Origin of the sequence: Larkinella terrae, from assembly GCF_009668025.1 — a bacterium.
Lineage (GTDB): Bacteria > Bacteroidota > Bacteroidia > Cytophagales > Spirosomataceae > Larkinella > Larkinella terrae.
The window spans coordinates 329,598-345,614 of record NZ_WJXZ01000001.1 but is presented as its reverse complement, the minus strand read 5'-3'; the positions used below and the strand labels follow the sequence as shown (position 1 = coordinate 345,614).

Here is a 16,017-nt window from a genome sequence, read left to right as displayed (position 1 = left end):
CATTACAACAAACCAGATAAACATGAATCGCAGAAACTTTCTTGGAACCTCGTTAGGACTCGGGGCGCTCTCGGTGCTTGGAGTAAATGCCTGTGCGGCAAAAGTTAAACCCGTTGGTCTTCAACTCTATACACTTCGGGAGCAGATTCAGAAAGAGGGAATTGAACCCATCCTGGCGCAGGTTGCCAAGCTGGGGTATAAGGAAGTCGAAAATTTTGGGTACAACGGCGGGAAATTTTTCGGGAAAACCCCGGCGGAATACCTGAAAATTCTGAAAGATAACGGCCTGAAAGCCCCCAGCGGTCACACCCTGACGGCGCGTTCGGCGCAGGTGAAAGGCATGGACGGACTCACCAGCAACTGGCAACGGGTGGTGGATGATGCGGCCGCCATCGGGCAGGAATACGTGATTATTGCCTTTTTGTTTCCCGACGAACGCAAGCCGGACGATTACAAACAACTGGTCGATCTGCTGGGGAAAGGACAGGAAGTGGTGAAAAAAGCCGGGATGACGCTGGGGTACCACAACCACGATTTTGAGTTCAACGAGCGTGTGGACGACCAGATGCCGTATGAACTGATTCTGAAAAATACGACTGTCCAGATGGAAATGGATTTGTACTGGATCAGCAAAACCGGTCAGAATCCGACCGATTATTTTGCCAAATACCCGGGTCGTTTCCCGCTCTGGCACGTCAAGGACATGGCCAAAACGCCGGAAAAGGAATTTGCCGAAGTCGGGACGGGTTCGATTGACTTTGCCGCCATCTTTGCCAAAGCCAGTGAGGCCGGAATGAAGCACTATTTTGTGGAGCAGGACGTCTGCAAGCGCCCCCCGCTGGAAAGCATCAAAATCAGCATCGACAACATCCAGAAAGCAAGCTGGGGTTGAGGCTTTGTTAGAGATTCCTTGATTTTGGAGCGGTTTCCGGTCGCATAGCGACTCAATGTTTGTAGAAAGATCTTGGATACGCATTCCACCTGGTCGCGTAGAGTCCGAACACCTCCCCAATTTGTTCGGTCGCTACGCGACCAGAAACTTCCCTATAACCGCTTCTCCCCTTTAATTTGGGAGTGAATCAATCTTTAACCGCTTTATGATCTGTCATACCGTTGTTTTCAAACTGAAACACCCCGCCGGTTCGGCGGAAGAACAGCATTTTTTGCATGAAGCCCGCAAACTGAGTGCAATTGCCGGGGTCGAAAACTTCGAATGCCTGAAGCAGGTCAGCTCGAAAAATCCGTACGATTTTGGCCTGTCGATGGAGTTCGCCAATCCGGCAGTGTACGATCACTACAACAACCATCCTGACCATGTTCAGTTTGTGCAGCGGTTTTGGGTCAACGAAGTCGCGGAGTTTCTGGAAATCGATTACACGCCTTACCCCGGATAAAATCGTGAAAATCCGATTCCTGCTGAGCCTGTTCGTTGCGTTATTTGCCATACCGGTTTTTGCCCAAAAAGACTGAATTAGCCGGATTATTTATCTCTATTCTCATGAAAAAAACGTCGTTTTTCAGCGCTTTCTTCCTGCTGAGCCTGACCGCATGGGCGCAACTCAGCGTGACCAACCTGCGCACCGAAAACCAGACCAGTCCCGTCGGGCTGGATGTGGAAAAACCGCGTTTCAGTTGGGCGTTGACTTCCGATAAGCGGGAGGTGAAACAAACCGCCTACGAGATTCAGGTCAAAGAAGGGAAAAACAGCGTCTGGAATTCGTCGAAAATACTGGCGGAAACGTCGGTTCACGTGCTGTATGCCGGAAAATCGCTGCAATCGGGGAAGCGGTATTCGTGGCAGGTTCGGGTGTGGGACAATCAGGGCAACCAGTCGGCCTGGTCGGCACCGGCAAACTGGCAGATGGGTTTGCTCAATCCGGCGCAGGAGTTTTCGGCGCAGTGGATTTCGTCGGGACTGAAAGCCGATACAGCTTACGGCATTGTTCCCCAGTTCCGGAAGCAGTTTTCGACCACTAAAAAGATCGAATCGGCCACGGCCTTCATCACCGCAAAAGGCGTTTACGAAGCGTACATCAACGGAAAACGGGTGGGCGATGCCTACCTGACGCCGGGCTGGACGGCCTACAACAAGCGGTTATTGTACCAGACGTTCGATGTGACGAAGCACCTCCAAAGCGGCAAAAATGCTGTCGGCGTGCGGGTTGGCAATGGCTGGTACCGGGGCGAACTGGGCTGGGAAAAGAAAACCCAGACCTACGGCACCGAAACCGCTCTGCTGTTTCAACTGGTGATCCATTATGCCGACGGCAGTAGTGAAAAAATCGGTTCGGACGGTTCGTGGAAAGTGGCATTGGGGCCCATCCTAATGTCGGAAATCTACGATGGAGAGATATACGACGCCCGGCTGGAAAAAACCGGTTGGGCATCGGCCGACTTTAATGAGGCCGGATGGTCGGCCGCCGTCGTGAAGGATTTCACCAAAACCACTGTCTTTGCGGCCAATCACGAACCGATCCGGAAGCACGAAACCTTCAAACCGATCCGGGTCCTGACGACGCCCAAAGGCGAGCAGGTGCTGGATTTCGGGCAGAATCTGGTGGGCTGGGTCAACATGACCGTGTCGGGAAAAGCCGGGGACAAAATCGTGCTGTCGCACGTCGAGGTGCTCGACAAGTTCGGGAATCTGTATTTCGACAACCTGCGCAACGCCAAGGCTCAGGACACCTATATTATAATGGGGCAGGGCCGCGAGTCGTTTGAGCCGCATTTCACCTTCCACGGTTTTCGGTTTGTTCGGGTCGAAGGCATCAGCGGCCCGCTGAATCCGGCGGATTTTACGGCTATCGCGCTGTATTCGGACATGAAGCCGACGGGCACATTTACCAGTTCGAATCCGCTGGTCAATCAGTTGCAGAAAAATATTCAGTGGGGGCAAAAAGGGAATTTCCTGGACGTGCCGACGGATTGCCCGCAGCGCGATGAGCGGCTGGGCTGGACCGGCGACGCCGAAGTTTTTTCCCGAACGGCGGCCTACAATTTCAACGTCAACAACTTTTTTGCCAAATGGCTCAAAGACGTTGCGGCCGAGCAATACGACAACGGTGCCATTCCGTTTGTGATTCCGGACATTCTGAAAGGTACTTTCTTCGGCCGACCCGTCGGTGCGGCTGGCTGGTCCGACGCGGGCATCATCATTCCCTGGAATATGTACGTGGTCTACGGCGATAAACGAATCGTGGAAACCCAGTATCCGAGCATGAAAGCTTACCTTGGTTACATGCGGAATGAGGCTAAAAATGACCTCTGGAATACCGGATTTCAATTTGCCGACTGGCTTTCCTACCGCGTCGATGACTCCAAAGGCATGGTTGGGCAGAAATCGGCGATCACCGATAATTATATGGTGGCGCAGTGTTTCTACGCGTATTCCATCGGCCTGATGATCAAATCGGCGAAGCTGCTGGGGAAAACCGATGACGTGAATGACTACGAAAACCTGCTGCAACGTGTAAAAACCGCCTTTCAGCAGGAATACATGACGGCTTCGGGCCGGTTGATTTCCGAAACGCAAACCGCTTACATTCTGGCGTTGCAGTTCGATATGTTGCCCGAAAACCGGCGGCAACAGGCCGTCGACCGGCTGGAAGCCAACATCAAAAGTTACAACTACCACCTCACCACCGGTTTTTTAGGGACACCTTTTCTGACCCCCGTTCTGACCCGGTTCGGCAAAACCGACGTGGCCTATAAACTCCTCCTGCAGGATACGTATCCGTCGTGGCTGTTTCCGGTAAAAATGGGAGCCACCACAATTTGGGAACGCTGGGATTCGCAGAAACCGGACAGCACGTTCCAGGACCCCGGCATGACCTCGTTCAACCACTATGCCTACGGGGCAGTCGGCGACTGGCTCTACCGCGATGTGGCCGGGCTGGACACCGACGAACAGGAGGCCGGGTATAAAAAAACGATCATCAAACCGCACCCCGGCGGTGGGCTGAGCTCGGCGGAAGCCACGTTTGAGTCGATGTACGGAAAAGTTGCGTCGGGCTGGAAACGGGAAGGGGATCAACTGCTGCTGACGATCGAAATCCCGGCCAATACCACCGCAGCGGTGTACGTTCCGGCAACCAGCGCCGATGTCGTTACTGAAAGCGGGGCTGCGCTGGCGTCGGTCAAAGGGGTGCAGGTGTCGGGGACGGAAGGCGCGTATGTCGTGTTGAAAGTCGGTTCCGGCAAATACCGGTTCAGTGCGCCGGTCGGGAAGTAACGCTTGCCCGGAAGTTCTTTCCGCTGGCGTATTGTACATTTATTTCTTCCGTTTTCCTCCGTTCAACCAGGTTGGGCAATGCGCGGGCGGTCGTGGATGGATCAGGCGTGAAAGAGCCCGGATGGATGGTCCGGGCTTTTATAATAGAGATGGTAGCCAGCTTTGTTGAACAGGAACACCCTGCGCCAACCTGTCGGGAGTCGGCCTGGTATCTGCAGTAATAAAGTACCCGCATTCGATTTACTACTCGATCGCTCACCGGGGATTTTTTTGGTTTTTCCTCTCGCCAAACCGGACCGAAAGGGTCACCCACCGGTCGTAATCCGCACTTTTTAGCCCCGGTTTTTTCTTCTTCAACTCTTAGTTTCCAATCGAGTGTGACTTTTTTTGGGATCAGCAGTCTACATAAACAAAGTCGCGCGTAACGGACATCCAGAAATGCGTCAGGACTCATTTTGGAGGGGTTAAGCGAGTTGTAAGTCAAGTTGGGGTTATAGCAATTGTAGCAGTAAGTCGTTGATGAATATGAAAAAAAAATTCTACCTCCTGGTGGGTCTTCTCCTGTTTTTGGTAAGCACTTCGTTTGCGCAGCATGGAAGGTTCCACGTCCGCTTTTTAGTTAAAACCATTGATTGCAACACCGGAAAAGCTGTGATCAACGTGCAGGTGAAAGCCAGTAGCGCTGACAGCACGTTTCTCATGGGTGATGCCAATTACCGGTTCGACTACGACCCGCGAATCATCAATAACCCCACCATTCTGACGCAGGAAAATTTTTCCAGTCAGGCGCCCGCCAGTGATGCGCGTTACGGCGTTCAGAATCTGAACGGCAGCACCTTCGGCCCCACGAAAGGCACGGTTTCGCTGAACACCACGTATGGCGGTTCAGGAACCGGTGCGGCACTCGTCGGAACCAACTGGATCACGACCACGACGATTCAGTTCAACATTGTCAATACCCAGTTAATTCAGAATAACTGCTTTCCGATTGTATGGCACACCGATAAACCCGCCGATTTTCCAAATTGTGGAAGGACGAAAGCGGTATTTTCGATCAGTACAAGTATGGTGACTTCAACATGGATGCGGATGTGAACTTCTCCGATAGCGTGTTGTGGAAAAAGAATAACGGTCGCTATTCTAAAGTACCACATTAAGGAAAACAGCGGGCCAACGGTTCATGTTGGCCCGCTGTTTATTCGAATCTGACTATTGACCAGGATTTAACAAAATCAATGAATATGAAACGGTTTCTTTTTCTATTAGCGGTTTGTTCGACACTCATTGCCAAAGCTCAAAATGGTCGTTTCGATGTGCGTTTACAACTTAAAAAAGTGGATTGTTCCAGTCAGAAATTGCTCGTCGCCGTTGAGGTAAAAGCGCACGATGAAAGTAGTTCATTTCTGATGGGAAACGCTAATTTTCGTTTTTCGTACGACGCCCAGCTTATTAAAAATCCGGCCATCGTTGATCAGGTCAATTTTACCAGCACAGGGTCGAATCCCAGCCTTAATTACAATCCTTTATCGCTAAATGGGTCTGCCGAACGGGCAACCAAAGGAATCGTTTCGCTCAATATTATTTATAGTGGTTCGGAACATAATGCCGCATCGGTAGGAACAAGTTGGCTTTCGGTTGCCACGCTGCAGTTTGATTTGGTTGATTTAAAGTCGAAAACCGGGACGGTTATTGAATGGAATGATGACAAATCTTTTCCCGTAACTGGGCTTAGTGAAATAGTTTTAAAGAAAAATACGACCGAATTTGATTATGATACATATGTCGCAAAAGCTGGCGGTGTATTTGAAAATCTGACTATCAAATCGTTGGCTGAACTGTGCACTGGAACAAATCCGGAATCGGAAGGTGAACTGGTAATACCAGAAGGTTTTTCGCCGAATGGTGATGGTCTGAATGATAAATTTATAGTTCGAAATTTAGGTAAGCTAACTGCAGAAATAACTATATTCGATCGCAATGGTACAGTGATTTACGAAGTGAAAAACTATCAGAATGATTGGGATGGCCGTGATAACAATAAAAATTTACCAACCGGAACCTACTTCTATAGCATTCGGCTGAGCGATGGTCGGAAATTTACCCGTTCATTTACTCTTTCACGTTAAGCCATATTTCTATTATAATTGAGGATAGTTGACTGAATACCGCTTAAAGTTACCTCATCAATTAAATTAAAAATAAAAGCAATCAAGGATGCCGCGATAAGGGTAGTCCACTTGATTGCTTTTTATTTTGCTTACTGATTCTTTCATCATTCACATTTGGATTGGCTTCCCGACCAGATTGAACAACGAAAAACCGCTGCCAAATACGAATAAAAACCATACTGATCGAACGTTTAGGACTATCGGTTATCCGCCCGGGATGGCGCTGAAGATTCGTCATCAAACCGAAACCACTCGAATGATCGTTAGTAGCTGAGTAAGCTAACAAGAGATTTTAACTCCGATATCATTGAATTGTGATCACTTGCGATAATCTCCGTCGTAAGTCTCTCATCAGACCCTCTTCTGGTTTCTGCCTGTTAAATTGCTTCACAAAACTTTCTGTTTTCTGCGTTATGGCGGGATTACCTCAGTGTTTTGACAGGATTGTCATGTTTATATATCCGTACTTTGAGAATAAATCGAGATCATTCTCAAACGCATCTCTACCATACGGTTTGGTGAATCGGCGTCTTGTAAAACCGCCTTAGTAGCACCTGTCATTTTCAGTCGAAAGTGGCTTTGTTGAAATGGAACATTTTTTAACGAATGTACAGGGAGTAACAGTGGTGTTTTTATTTTAGGAGATTATTTGTAATGATGAATGATTTTAAATTTTAACATAATCGTGGTTTTTTGAAGTTTATTGCCCGAATAGTAAGATGAAATTTTTAACTTTTTATGATTAGAATATAATTCCATGTATCCAATTAAGAAAAACAAAATTAATTCATTCTATAACATAAAATTAATAATACTATCTCTCCTGATTAATGCCATTTCCTGCGATCAAGACTTGGTCAAAGATGTTAATCACCCGGATAAAGTTGATAGTTTGATCCGCCAGGCAGATGCTGTAAAAAAGATATATGGAAATGAGGGGGCGAAGCAGTTTATGAACTCTGCTTATGCTCATTTTCCGGAAGCCGGTTTTCGGGATTTATTTAGTAAATATGATTATTTGAGAGGGCTCTATGAATCGACTTATTATAAGTCTAATTTCGATAAATGTGAGAGCTATGTCGACAGTATGTTTTATCTAATTGATCGAGGTGATAACAAGAAGAAATATAAAAAAGAGTATGCTCGTCTTCATTTATTACGAGCAGAGGCCTTGTATCATCAAAAAAAGTACGATGAGGCATTTAGTTATTTACACCGGGGAAAAATGTTGGTAGAGGAAGCTGTAGATAGCTGCTTGAATAGTCAATTTACTTCTCGAATGGCAAATATAAAATATTCGGAAAGAGATTATACCTCGGCGGCTACATTGTATAAACATGCCTATGATGAAGTTATAAAATGTACAGAGACATCAGGATTTGACGATATGTTTGCGAATCCGCAAGGTTATTTGTGTAATATCGCTTTATGTTATTCGGCGTTGGATAAAACCGATATTGCGATGTATTTTTACAATCAGGCTCTGCATTTTATTCGATTAAATGAAAAAAAATATGCTAATAGACGAGATTATATATCGGTAGCCAGAGGAGTAATTTTAGGCAATCTGGCGGTTGTTTATAAGAAGAAAAAAGACTTTAAACAGGCGGAATTCCTGGCGAAGGAGAGTATACTGATTAATAGCCAGAAAGGACGTGCCAACCGAGATGCTCAGTTTTCTCAGGCCACGCTTTCTGAAATTTATTTGATTGATAATCAACTGGAAAAAGCTCATAAAGTGCTTCAGGATCTGCGGATTTCGCTCGACACTTTAACTCATCCGGATGCTGAGTTACGCTGGTATAATCTGGAATGGCAATATTGGGAAAAAGTAAACCAGATCGGTAAATCACAGAAATACCTGAAGGACTATATGGCAATGAAAGATTCAGCGGAAAATTCTCAACGGAATTTTGCGCGTTTGGATCAGGCTTTACAGAAAATGGAGAATGTACATGAACTTGAGCTGTTAAATAAAAAAGAAGAACTGAACCGCTTTTATTTGCTGGGAACGGTTACAATTACAGTTATGGCCGTCGTCATTGCCTTTTTGATTGGGTATAGCTGGCGGAAAACCCGCAAAAACCTGCGTGAGCTGGCGGCTTTGAATCAGCAGATTACCAGTCAAAATGCTCAGCTTCAACTTACCTTAACTGTACTGGAACGAAGTCAGCAGGAAAATACGCGCTTGCTGCAGGTTGTTGCGCATGATCTGCGGGCGCCGATTGGGGCTATCAGCATGGCCGCCGATCTGCTGCTGGATGAGCAAACAAAAACCAGTAAACCACGGTTTTTTCTGGAAATGATCAAGTCGTCTTCGGCGAACTCCCTTAGTCTGATCGACAGCCTGCTGCAAGGAACGGTTAAGCTCAATAAAAAAGAATTGGTCGAATTGCAGGAACTCTTAACGTCCTGTGTTGCGATGCTGACGTTGAAAGCCATTGAAAAGAAGCAATCGATTGATCTTAAAACGGAAATCATTCATCTTTTTGTAGATCGCCAGAAAATCTGGCAGGTTGTTAGCAATATTCTCACCAATGCCATCAAGTTCAGTCAGCCCAAAACCACGATCACGATTCGGATGAAAAAGCTGGCTGATCTCGTTCAGATATCCATAAAAGACCAGGGAATTGGCATCAGTGCAGACTTGCAGGATAGCATTTTTGAGCTGTTCACCGAAGCGCAACGGCCCGGAACCTGGAACGAAAAACCGTTCGGTATGGGGCTTGCCATTTCCCGCCAGATCATCGAAGCCCATAAGGGTAAACTTTGGTTTGAAAGTGAAGAAAACCGGGGAACCACTTTTTACATCGAATTGCCTCTAACGTAAAAAACCGTGGGTAGTACGTGCAAGATTCTCAGCATTTTGTGGTCGCGTATGTGTACTTTTACAGAAGCGGGTAAATTCAGGTAGTTCGGGTGGTTAGAACTTCAAGAATTTGCCTGCCAATGGAATTCGTTACACGCGCGATGTGAGATGCAAATCTTTTTGTTCAATGACCCACCGTTTACTCGTTCTATTATTCATTCTGCTTGGAAGTTATAGCGGTTTTCAAACGGCCTTTGCCCAAACCGTTATTTTTAATGCCAGCCCTACGGCGCAACCCGGCGAAGCCGTCAGCCTGCAGGGGAACTTCGGCGCCACGGTCAAAGCGTTCCTGCTTTCCGGAACCGCTACTACCCCTTTAGCCCTGCCCATTCTGGTGCAGAGCGCCAACCACGCGACCGTGCAGATTCCGGCTAAACTCAATCGGGAACTCTACGAAATCTGGGTGGAGGATCAGGGCCAACGAAGCCCCAGCGTTTTTGTCAACCAGGCCAAAGGCATGCATTTCGATTCGCCCGAGGTTATCCCCGGCGGCTCGGTGCGCATTTTTGGCCGTAATCTGCAGTTTCCCGGCGTGATGCCCCGCGTGCGGCTGGTCGATCAGAGTTCCGCTGCCGTCTTTGAAGCTTCGGTTGATTCCAGTAAAAGCAATGCCTACCAACTTAGTTTAAAACTTCCCAGCACGTTGCCATTTGGGCGGAACTATAACGTGCAACTGACCAACGGTCTGGCTGGTGCGACGAACGCGACCACGATGGGACTGATACTCACGGCCACCTCGCCCAGAGCGGATTTTTTCCAGCTGGGAGTGGGCTGGGCAACCAAACTCGACTTCTATAATAATGTATACAACGTCAAAACCGATCCCCGTCTGAACCTAAAAGCCGTCGGAAACGGTCAGGCCAACGATCGGCCCGCTATTCAACAAGCCATCGAACGGGCGGCAGCCGATGGGGGCGGCATCGTTTATCTGCCCGCCGGTACGTATAAACTGCTTCATCCGAACTTTGAATACCTGCAAATGCGTAACCGGGTGGTGATTCAGGGAGCGGGGAAAGACCAGACGATCATCAAGTTTGGTTACGAAACGAATGTGGCGCACATCGGGCTTGACTGGCCAACGGTTCGGCAGGCTGGGCTGGCCGATTTATCTTTCCTGAACGTGGACGAAACCGGTAGCCCTTTGCTCAACAGCAGCCGGGGACAGGGCACGGAGATTTTTCTGCAGCGGGTGCGGTTCGACCTCAACCGCAGCGACTGGCTGTGGCTGGCCAATAGCGAGAAACTCGTTATTGCCAATACCGACATTAACCAGGGCGTCGACAATAATTTTAATTACCACGGCCCACTTCAGTTGAACGGGTGCAGTAATTTCGTGATTCGGGACAATACTTTCACGTATGCCGTCGATGGGTTGAATCTGAACGAAACGCATGAGGGGGTTTTTGAAAATAACCGGGTGTATCGCGACGGTTCGGCCCGCTACCCGACCACGACTATTCACCACGTGCTGATTGTCAATTTTACGCAGAATCTGGCCATTCTCAACAACGAATTCAAGGTTATCAACGGTCCGGCCCAAAATAGCAACGACGGCGAAACCATCATCAGCGAGGGCGGAGCGAGCGATCGTATTGACGAAGAAGCTGGAACCGTCACCGGAGCCTCGGCTACTACGCTGGAAGACCAGAACAAAAACTGGGGCGGTTTTCGGCGGTTGCCGGTCGTAGCCATCGTCAGCGGAAAGGGCATGGGCCAGTGGCGCAGCATTACCCGCCGGAGCGGTAAAACGCTGGAACTGGACCGGGCCTGGGATGTGATTCCGGGCGCAGGAAGTCATTACGCGATTTTCAACTGGGGTTCGCGCAACTGGCTGGTGTCGGGCAACCGGCTGGAGGGAAACCGCCGGGGTATCACGTTTTACCACAACGCGACGGCGGATGTGGCGGTGGTCAACAATACCTTGACCAACAGCGGTTCGATCGATTTGACGCCGATTCAGCAGCAATACAATGGCCGTCAGCAGTTTATCCCGATGTATAACAACCAGATTATTGGCAATTCGGTGTTGAATACAGACGGGAGCAACGGCGTTTTCATTGGCGTACATTCCGTTCAACACCGGGAGGCAAAGACGTTTGGAACCTCGGTAGTGGGGCTGGAAGTCCGGGGCAACACAGTGCGGGGGGGAGTGCCGAACGTGCCCGCGGTGGTGGATGCGAATTTTCCGGAAGGGTATTTGAATTACCTGGAATATCACCCGACGGCGAATTACGTGGACGAGCAGATTCCGGTAATTTTGGGAAGCATTTTCGAGAACAACACGGCGATCAACTGCGACCACGGCCTGTACTTGAACAGCGGCAGTTACAACACCCTGGTTTGTAATCATCGTCTGACCAATTCGGGGGATGTGAGCGATGTAGCCCTGGACCGGGTAAACCACGCATCAGTGGCGACAGCGTCCTGCCTTTCTGATGGCAACGAACAGTCGCAGGATCTCGTGAAAATATACCCTAACCCGGTTGTTACCGAATTACACGTGCAAATGTCCACTGCGGGAGGGCGCCTGAAGGTCTATTCGATTGCCGGGGCTTTGCTTCTGGACACGCAAACCCATTCTACGGAAGCCCGACTGGATGTACAGCGGTTTCCCATTGGCCCGTATCTGCTGGTTGTTCAACCCGATCAGGGCGATCCGGTCAGTCAGTGTTTTATTAAATTTTAGCGACCTTACGGGCTTATTTCTCAACGGTAACCACCACACTTTGAGGTAAATAAACCGTAAAGGTTGTTCCCTGGCCCGGTTGCGAAAGAGCCGCAATGGTCCCACCGTGCATTTCGGCCACTTTTTTGCAGATCGTGAGCCCAATCCCCGTGCCACTATACTGGTCCTTGCTGTGAAGTCGCTGGAAAAGCTGAAAAATTCGATTGTGGTAGCGTTCATCAAAACCGATACCGTTGTCTTCGATGCTAATGGCTAGATACGACGGCTCCCGCTGCCGCATGGGGGCGGGAATCTCGAAAATAGATACTTCCTGGGCAAAAATCCGAATGTGTGGTGTTCGATCCGGGGACATGAATTTCATCGCGTTCGAGAGCAGGTTCTGAAACATTTGCCGCAGGTGTACCGGGTTCCCCTGGATCTTCGGCAATGATTTAAACTCAATTCGGGCTTCTTTTTCGCGAATGGTCATCTCCAGATCTTCCAGCACTTCCTGGAGCAGGACGTTGAGGTCGACCAGGCTAAAAGGTTGATGATGCGTGTTCAGCCGGGAATACGTCAGTAAATCCTTGATCAGCACGTGCATCCGTTCGGCGGCAACGTGCATCCGATGAACCAGGTCCTGCGCGGGTGGACTTAATTCATGGGTAAATTGCTCAACGAGCAAGGAGCCGAACGACTGAATTTTCCGCAGTGGCTCCTGCAAATCGTGGGAAGCTACGTACGCAAATTCGGCCAGTTCCTGATTGCTGCGATTCAATTCACCGATATTCAATTTCAGTTCGTGCTGGGATTGCTCCAGTTTCTGTTTGGCCTCAATCAACTCCTGATTGTCTTTCAGAGTGCGTTCAACCATTTTCTGGGCATTAGTATCCATCAGGACCACACTCCAGGAGAGAATCGTATTTTTCTCGCCCCGTAAGGCCGTAGCCGTCACCTGATGCCAGGCATACGCACCGGTTTCCGCATTTCTGATTCGGATCTCAGTCCGAAACGTATTGCCGGCCGGAGCGGTTGCGCCCCAGTGACTCCACCAATCGTCCGCATCATCTTCGTGGATGACCGTTGCCCATTTGGTTTTGTTGAGCTGGGCCACCGACTCACCGGTATATTTTTTCAGCCAGTTGTTGGCATTCAGGACTTTACCCTCCGCAGTAGCCGTAAAAATCAGGAATGGAAGCGAATCCGTCAAGAGCTGGTATTGCCGTTCGCTCGTCCGAAACCGCTCGGCCAGATCCTGCAACTGACTATTTTTACGCTTGATTTCGTCGTTTGGCGATTCGGTCGATTCGGTATTAAATTGTTTTTTCCAGTGCTCAATGTTGTCCTCATTCACGCATTGACTGGCTGGAAACCGGATATACAACCGAACTTCCAATCCGTTTCCGGATTTCGAAATTCTAAAATCATCGACCAGCCGGGTAGCCGAATCGAGTCGTTTGCTTTTTTGTCTGGCAATTTGGTGTCCGTGGTCGTTGATTTTAGCTACAATACACCGCTTGGACTCAATTTCCGGGGTGATACCCAGGGTCAGGGAAGCGTCGATACCGTACTGCAGGGCATCGCGCGAAACTTCAGAAACTGCCGTGGCAAAAGTGGTTCGGGTCATCAGCGGAAGCCCGGCCAGTTCACCCAGTTTTAGGGCACGTTTATGCACCAAAACCAGGTCCTGTTCATAGTTTAAGGGAAATTCGGCCAGTTTATACATAACGTTGACAGTTCAGCTACTACCACTGAAGTCTATTGTCCATTCAATAAACGATGGCCTTTAAAGTGCCGTTGCCAAGGAACAAACAATACAAAATCAAAGAAACCATTTTGATACTTCAGGCAAAAAACGTGCGTATAAAAGCACCAAAAGTTAATCGTTTTGTCTGTTAAAACCCTTGATTTATTGCTTTTGTTTCATTTTTGAGTAAATATATAGGTGAGATTATAGTCTGATAATTAATGTATTAAGCTTGGAGGGCTTTTTTTAAATATTCTTCAGTTGGTATTTTTTTTTGTTCTTTTATTACTAACTAATAAGATAATATTACCAGATTGGCTATTCAGTAAGAAGCGGTTTGCTTTTAGAGTTCCGGAGGAACGACATCTGACCCGCCAGCCTTATGAACGAGATGTCGTTCCTTTGGAACTCAATTTGTTTTAGCATTCTGCCTGCAAAGACTTTGTCCCCTTGGGACTGTTTTGGCTAACGCAAACCGGGTCCAAGAACAAAGACAGCAGGATTGGATGAAATGGAAGCGAAAGAAAATGTCATGAAAAAAACCGTGCTGATCAATACGCTGTGGATTTGCCTCGCCTGGTTCGGAATACCGTCCGTGTTGGCTCAGCAGCGGACGTACTGCAATCCGATGGACATCAGCTATCGGTATAATTTTGAGCAGTTGAACGAGCGGATTTCCTACCGTTCCGGCGCCGACCCGGTGATTATCAACCACAAAGGTGAGTATTTCCTGTTTGTAACCATATCGGGTGGCTGGTGGAAATCAAAGGATCTGGTCAGTTGGCAGTACGTAGTGCCCGATAAATGGCCGATGGAAGACATGTGCGCTCCGGCGGCTTTGTCGGTGCACGATACGCTGTTTTTGTTCCAGTCAACGTTTGAGCAACGGCCGATTTTTTATTCGACCGAGCCGGAAAAGGGCAAATTGAAGTTTTACAACCGCTGGCTTCCGCGCCTGCCCAAAGACATCGGCCCCTGGGACCCGGCACTTTTTCATGATCCCGATACCGACCGGTGGTTCATGTACTGGGGTTCTTCGAACGTGTACCCCATTTTTGGTGCCGAACTCGATCACCGTCGCCGGTTGACCTACCTGAATCCCGAACCGTCGAAAGCCTATCAGCCGATGTTCTGGCTCGATCCGTGGCAACATGGCTGGGAACGCTTCGGGCCGAACCATTCCGATCCGATCAAACCCTTTACGGAAGGTGCCTGGATGACTAAATACAACGGCAAATACTACCTCCAATACGGGGCACCGGGCACCGAATACAACGTGTACGCCAACGGAACCTACGTCGGAAAAGATCCCCTGGGGCCGTTTGAATACGCCCCTTACAACCCCATTGCCTACAAACCGGGCGGTTACGCCACCGGTACCGGTCATGGCAATACGTTTCAGGATCATTTCGGGAATTACTGGAATACCGGTACCACCTGGCTGGGCATCGTCTGGGGCATGGAACGGCGGATTGTGATGCATCCCGCCGGTTTCGACAAAGACGATCAGCTATATGCCAACACGCGTTTCGGCGATTTTCCGCACCACCTGACCACGAAAAAGTGGACGAACAGTAACGAACTGTTTACCGGCTGGATGTTGCTGAATTACAAAAAACCGGTCACGGCTTCGTCGACACTGGATACGTTGCGTGCCGAACTGGCCGTGGATGAAAATCCGCGTACGTTTTGGGTCCCGACGAAAAACAAACCGGGCGAAACCCTGACTTCCGATCTCGGTGCCGAGCACGATGTTCGGGCGGTGCAGGTTAATTATGTGGATCACAAGAATACGGTTTTCGACAGTGACTCTACGGTTTATACGCAGTTCCGGCTGTATGCGTCAAGAGACGGAAAAAAGTGGACTAAAATTGCGGACCTGACCGAACAACCCAAACGCGACCGGGCCTGTGCCTACGTTGAACTGCCTGCGCCGGTTCGCGCCCGGTATGTGCGGTATGAGCACGTCTATACCGCCGGGCCGTACGTTGCGATCAACGGTTTTCGGGTGTTTGGCAACGGGTTGGGAAAAGCCCCGGCGACGCCCGCCAAGCTGGCCGTGGTGCGGCAAAAAGACCAGCGGAATGCCGATATTTCGTGGGAGAAAGTCCCCGGCGCCGTGGGGTACAATATTTTGTGGGGCATCGCCAAGGATAAGCTGTATCAAACGTATCAGATCTGGAACGATCAGCCGAATAAGCTGGAATTGCGAGCCTTGAACGTCGGAGTGCCGTATTATTTCGCGATTGAAAGTTTCAACGAAAACGGCGTTTCGGCGGTGAGCGAGGTAGTAAATAGATAAAAGAGGTGAGACAAGAGAAGTGAGAATATCTTTAA

9 protein-coding genes are annotated in these 16,017 nt (G+C 49.0%); 8 read left to right on the top strand and 1 reads right to left on the bottom strand.

Going from position 1 to position 16,017, the window contains the following annotated elements; all coding sequences use genetic code 11:
• Positions 1–22 precede the first annotated feature (22 nt).
• The 7 genes from GJJ30_RS01375 (at position 23) to GJJ30_RS01345 (ending at position 11,954) form a co-directional block, all read left to right on the top strand.
• On the top strand, positions 23–892 hold the full coding sequence (locus GJJ30_RS01375; RefSeq protein WP_154172377.1) for a TIM barrel protein: 870 nt from the start codon (positions 23–25) through the stop codon (positions 890–892).
• 205 nt (positions 893–1,097) lie between these two features.
• Positions 1,098–1,394, top strand: a complete 297-nt coding sequence (locus GJJ30_RS01370; RefSeq protein ID WP_154172375.1) for a Dabb family protein — start codon at positions 1,098–1,100, stop codon at positions 1,392–1,394.
• A gap of 104 nt (positions 1,395–1,498) precedes the next feature.
• Complete coding sequence (locus tag GJJ30_RS01365) at positions 1,499–4,231, top strand: glycoside hydrolase family 78 protein (RefSeq protein ID WP_154172373.1); 2,733 nt, start codon at positions 1,499–1,501, stop codon at positions 4,229–4,231.
• 525 nt (positions 4,232–4,756) lie between these two features.
• Entirely contained in the window at positions 4,757–5,326 is a 570-nt protein-coding gene (locus GJJ30_RS01360; RefSeq protein ID WP_154172371.1) for a hypothetical protein, read from the top strand.
• A 146-nt stretch (positions 5,327–5,472) separates the two neighbouring features.
• Complete coding sequence (locus tag GJJ30_RS01355; protein WP_170299093.1) at positions 5,473–6,357, top strand: T9SS type B sorting domain-containing protein; 885 nt, start codon at positions 5,473–5,475, stop codon at positions 6,355–6,357.
• Positions 6,358–7,156: 799 nt separating this feature from the next.
• Complete coding sequence (locus tag GJJ30_RS01350) at positions 7,157–9,229, top strand: sensor histidine kinase (protein WP_154172367.1); 2,073 nt, start codon at positions 7,157–7,159, stop codon at positions 9,227–9,229.
• Positions 9,230–9,395: 166 nt separating this feature from the next.
• Positions 9,396–11,954 carry a T9SS type A sorting domain-containing protein gene (locus tag GJJ30_RS01345; RefSeq protein ID WP_154172365.1) on the top strand — a complete coding sequence of 853 codons (2,559 nt, stop codon included), beginning with the start codon at positions 9,396–9,398 and terminating at the stop codon, positions 11,952–11,954.
• Positions 11,955–11,967: 13 nt separating this feature from the next.
• Here GJJ30_RS01345 and GJJ30_RS01340 read toward each other — a convergent pair whose 3' ends face one another.
• Entirely contained in the window at positions 11,968–13,659 is a 1,692-nt protein-coding gene (locus GJJ30_RS01340; protein WP_154172363.1) for an ATP-binding protein, read from the bottom strand.
• A 532-nt stretch (positions 13,660–14,191) separates the two neighbouring features.
• Here GJJ30_RS01340 and GJJ30_RS01335 point away from each other — a divergent pair.
• Positions 14,192–15,982 carry a family 43 glycosylhydrolase gene (locus tag GJJ30_RS01335; protein WP_229312886.1) on the top strand — a complete coding sequence of 597 codons (1,791 nt, stop codon included), beginning with the start codon at positions 14,192–14,194 and terminating at the stop codon, positions 15,980–15,982.
• The last annotated feature ends 35 nt before the right edge of the window (positions 15,983–16,017 follow it).

Excerpts from the sequence above, each read along its gene's own strand:
- GJJ30_RS01375 (WP_154172377.1), top strand. The coding sequence starts at position 23 with ATGAATCGCAGAAACTTTCTTGGAACCTCGTTAGGACTCGGGGCGCTC.
- GJJ30_RS01370 (WP_154172375.1), top strand. The coding sequence starts at position 1,098 with ATGATCTGTCATACCGTTGTTTTCAAACTGAAACACCCCGCCGGTTCG.
- GJJ30_RS01365 (WP_154172373.1), top strand. The coding sequence starts at position 1,499 with ATGAAAAAAACGTCGTTTTTCAGCGCTTTCTTCCTGCTGAGCCTGACC.
- GJJ30_RS01360 (WP_154172371.1), top strand. The coding sequence starts at position 4,757 with ATGAAAAAAAAATTCTACCTCCTGGTGGGTCTTCTCCTGTTTTTGGTA.
- GJJ30_RS01355 (WP_170299093.1), top strand. The coding sequence starts at position 5,473 with ATGAAACGGTTTCTTTTTCTATTAGCGGTTTGTTCGACACTCATTGCC.
- GJJ30_RS01350 (WP_154172367.1), top strand. The coding sequence starts at position 7,157 with ATGTATCCAATTAAGAAAAACAAAATTAATTCATTCTATAACATAAAA.
- GJJ30_RS01345 (WP_154172365.1), top strand. The coding sequence starts at position 9,396 with ATGACCCACCGTTTACTCGTTCTATTATTCATTCTGCTTGGAAGTTAT.
- GJJ30_RS01340 (WP_154172363.1), bottom strand. The coding sequence starts at position 13,659 with ATGTATAAACTGGCCGAATTTCCCTTAAACTATGAACAGGACCTGGTT.
- GJJ30_RS01335 (WP_229312886.1), top strand. The coding sequence starts at position 14,192 with ATGGAAGCGAAAGAAAATGTCATGAAAAAAACCGTGCTGATCAATACG.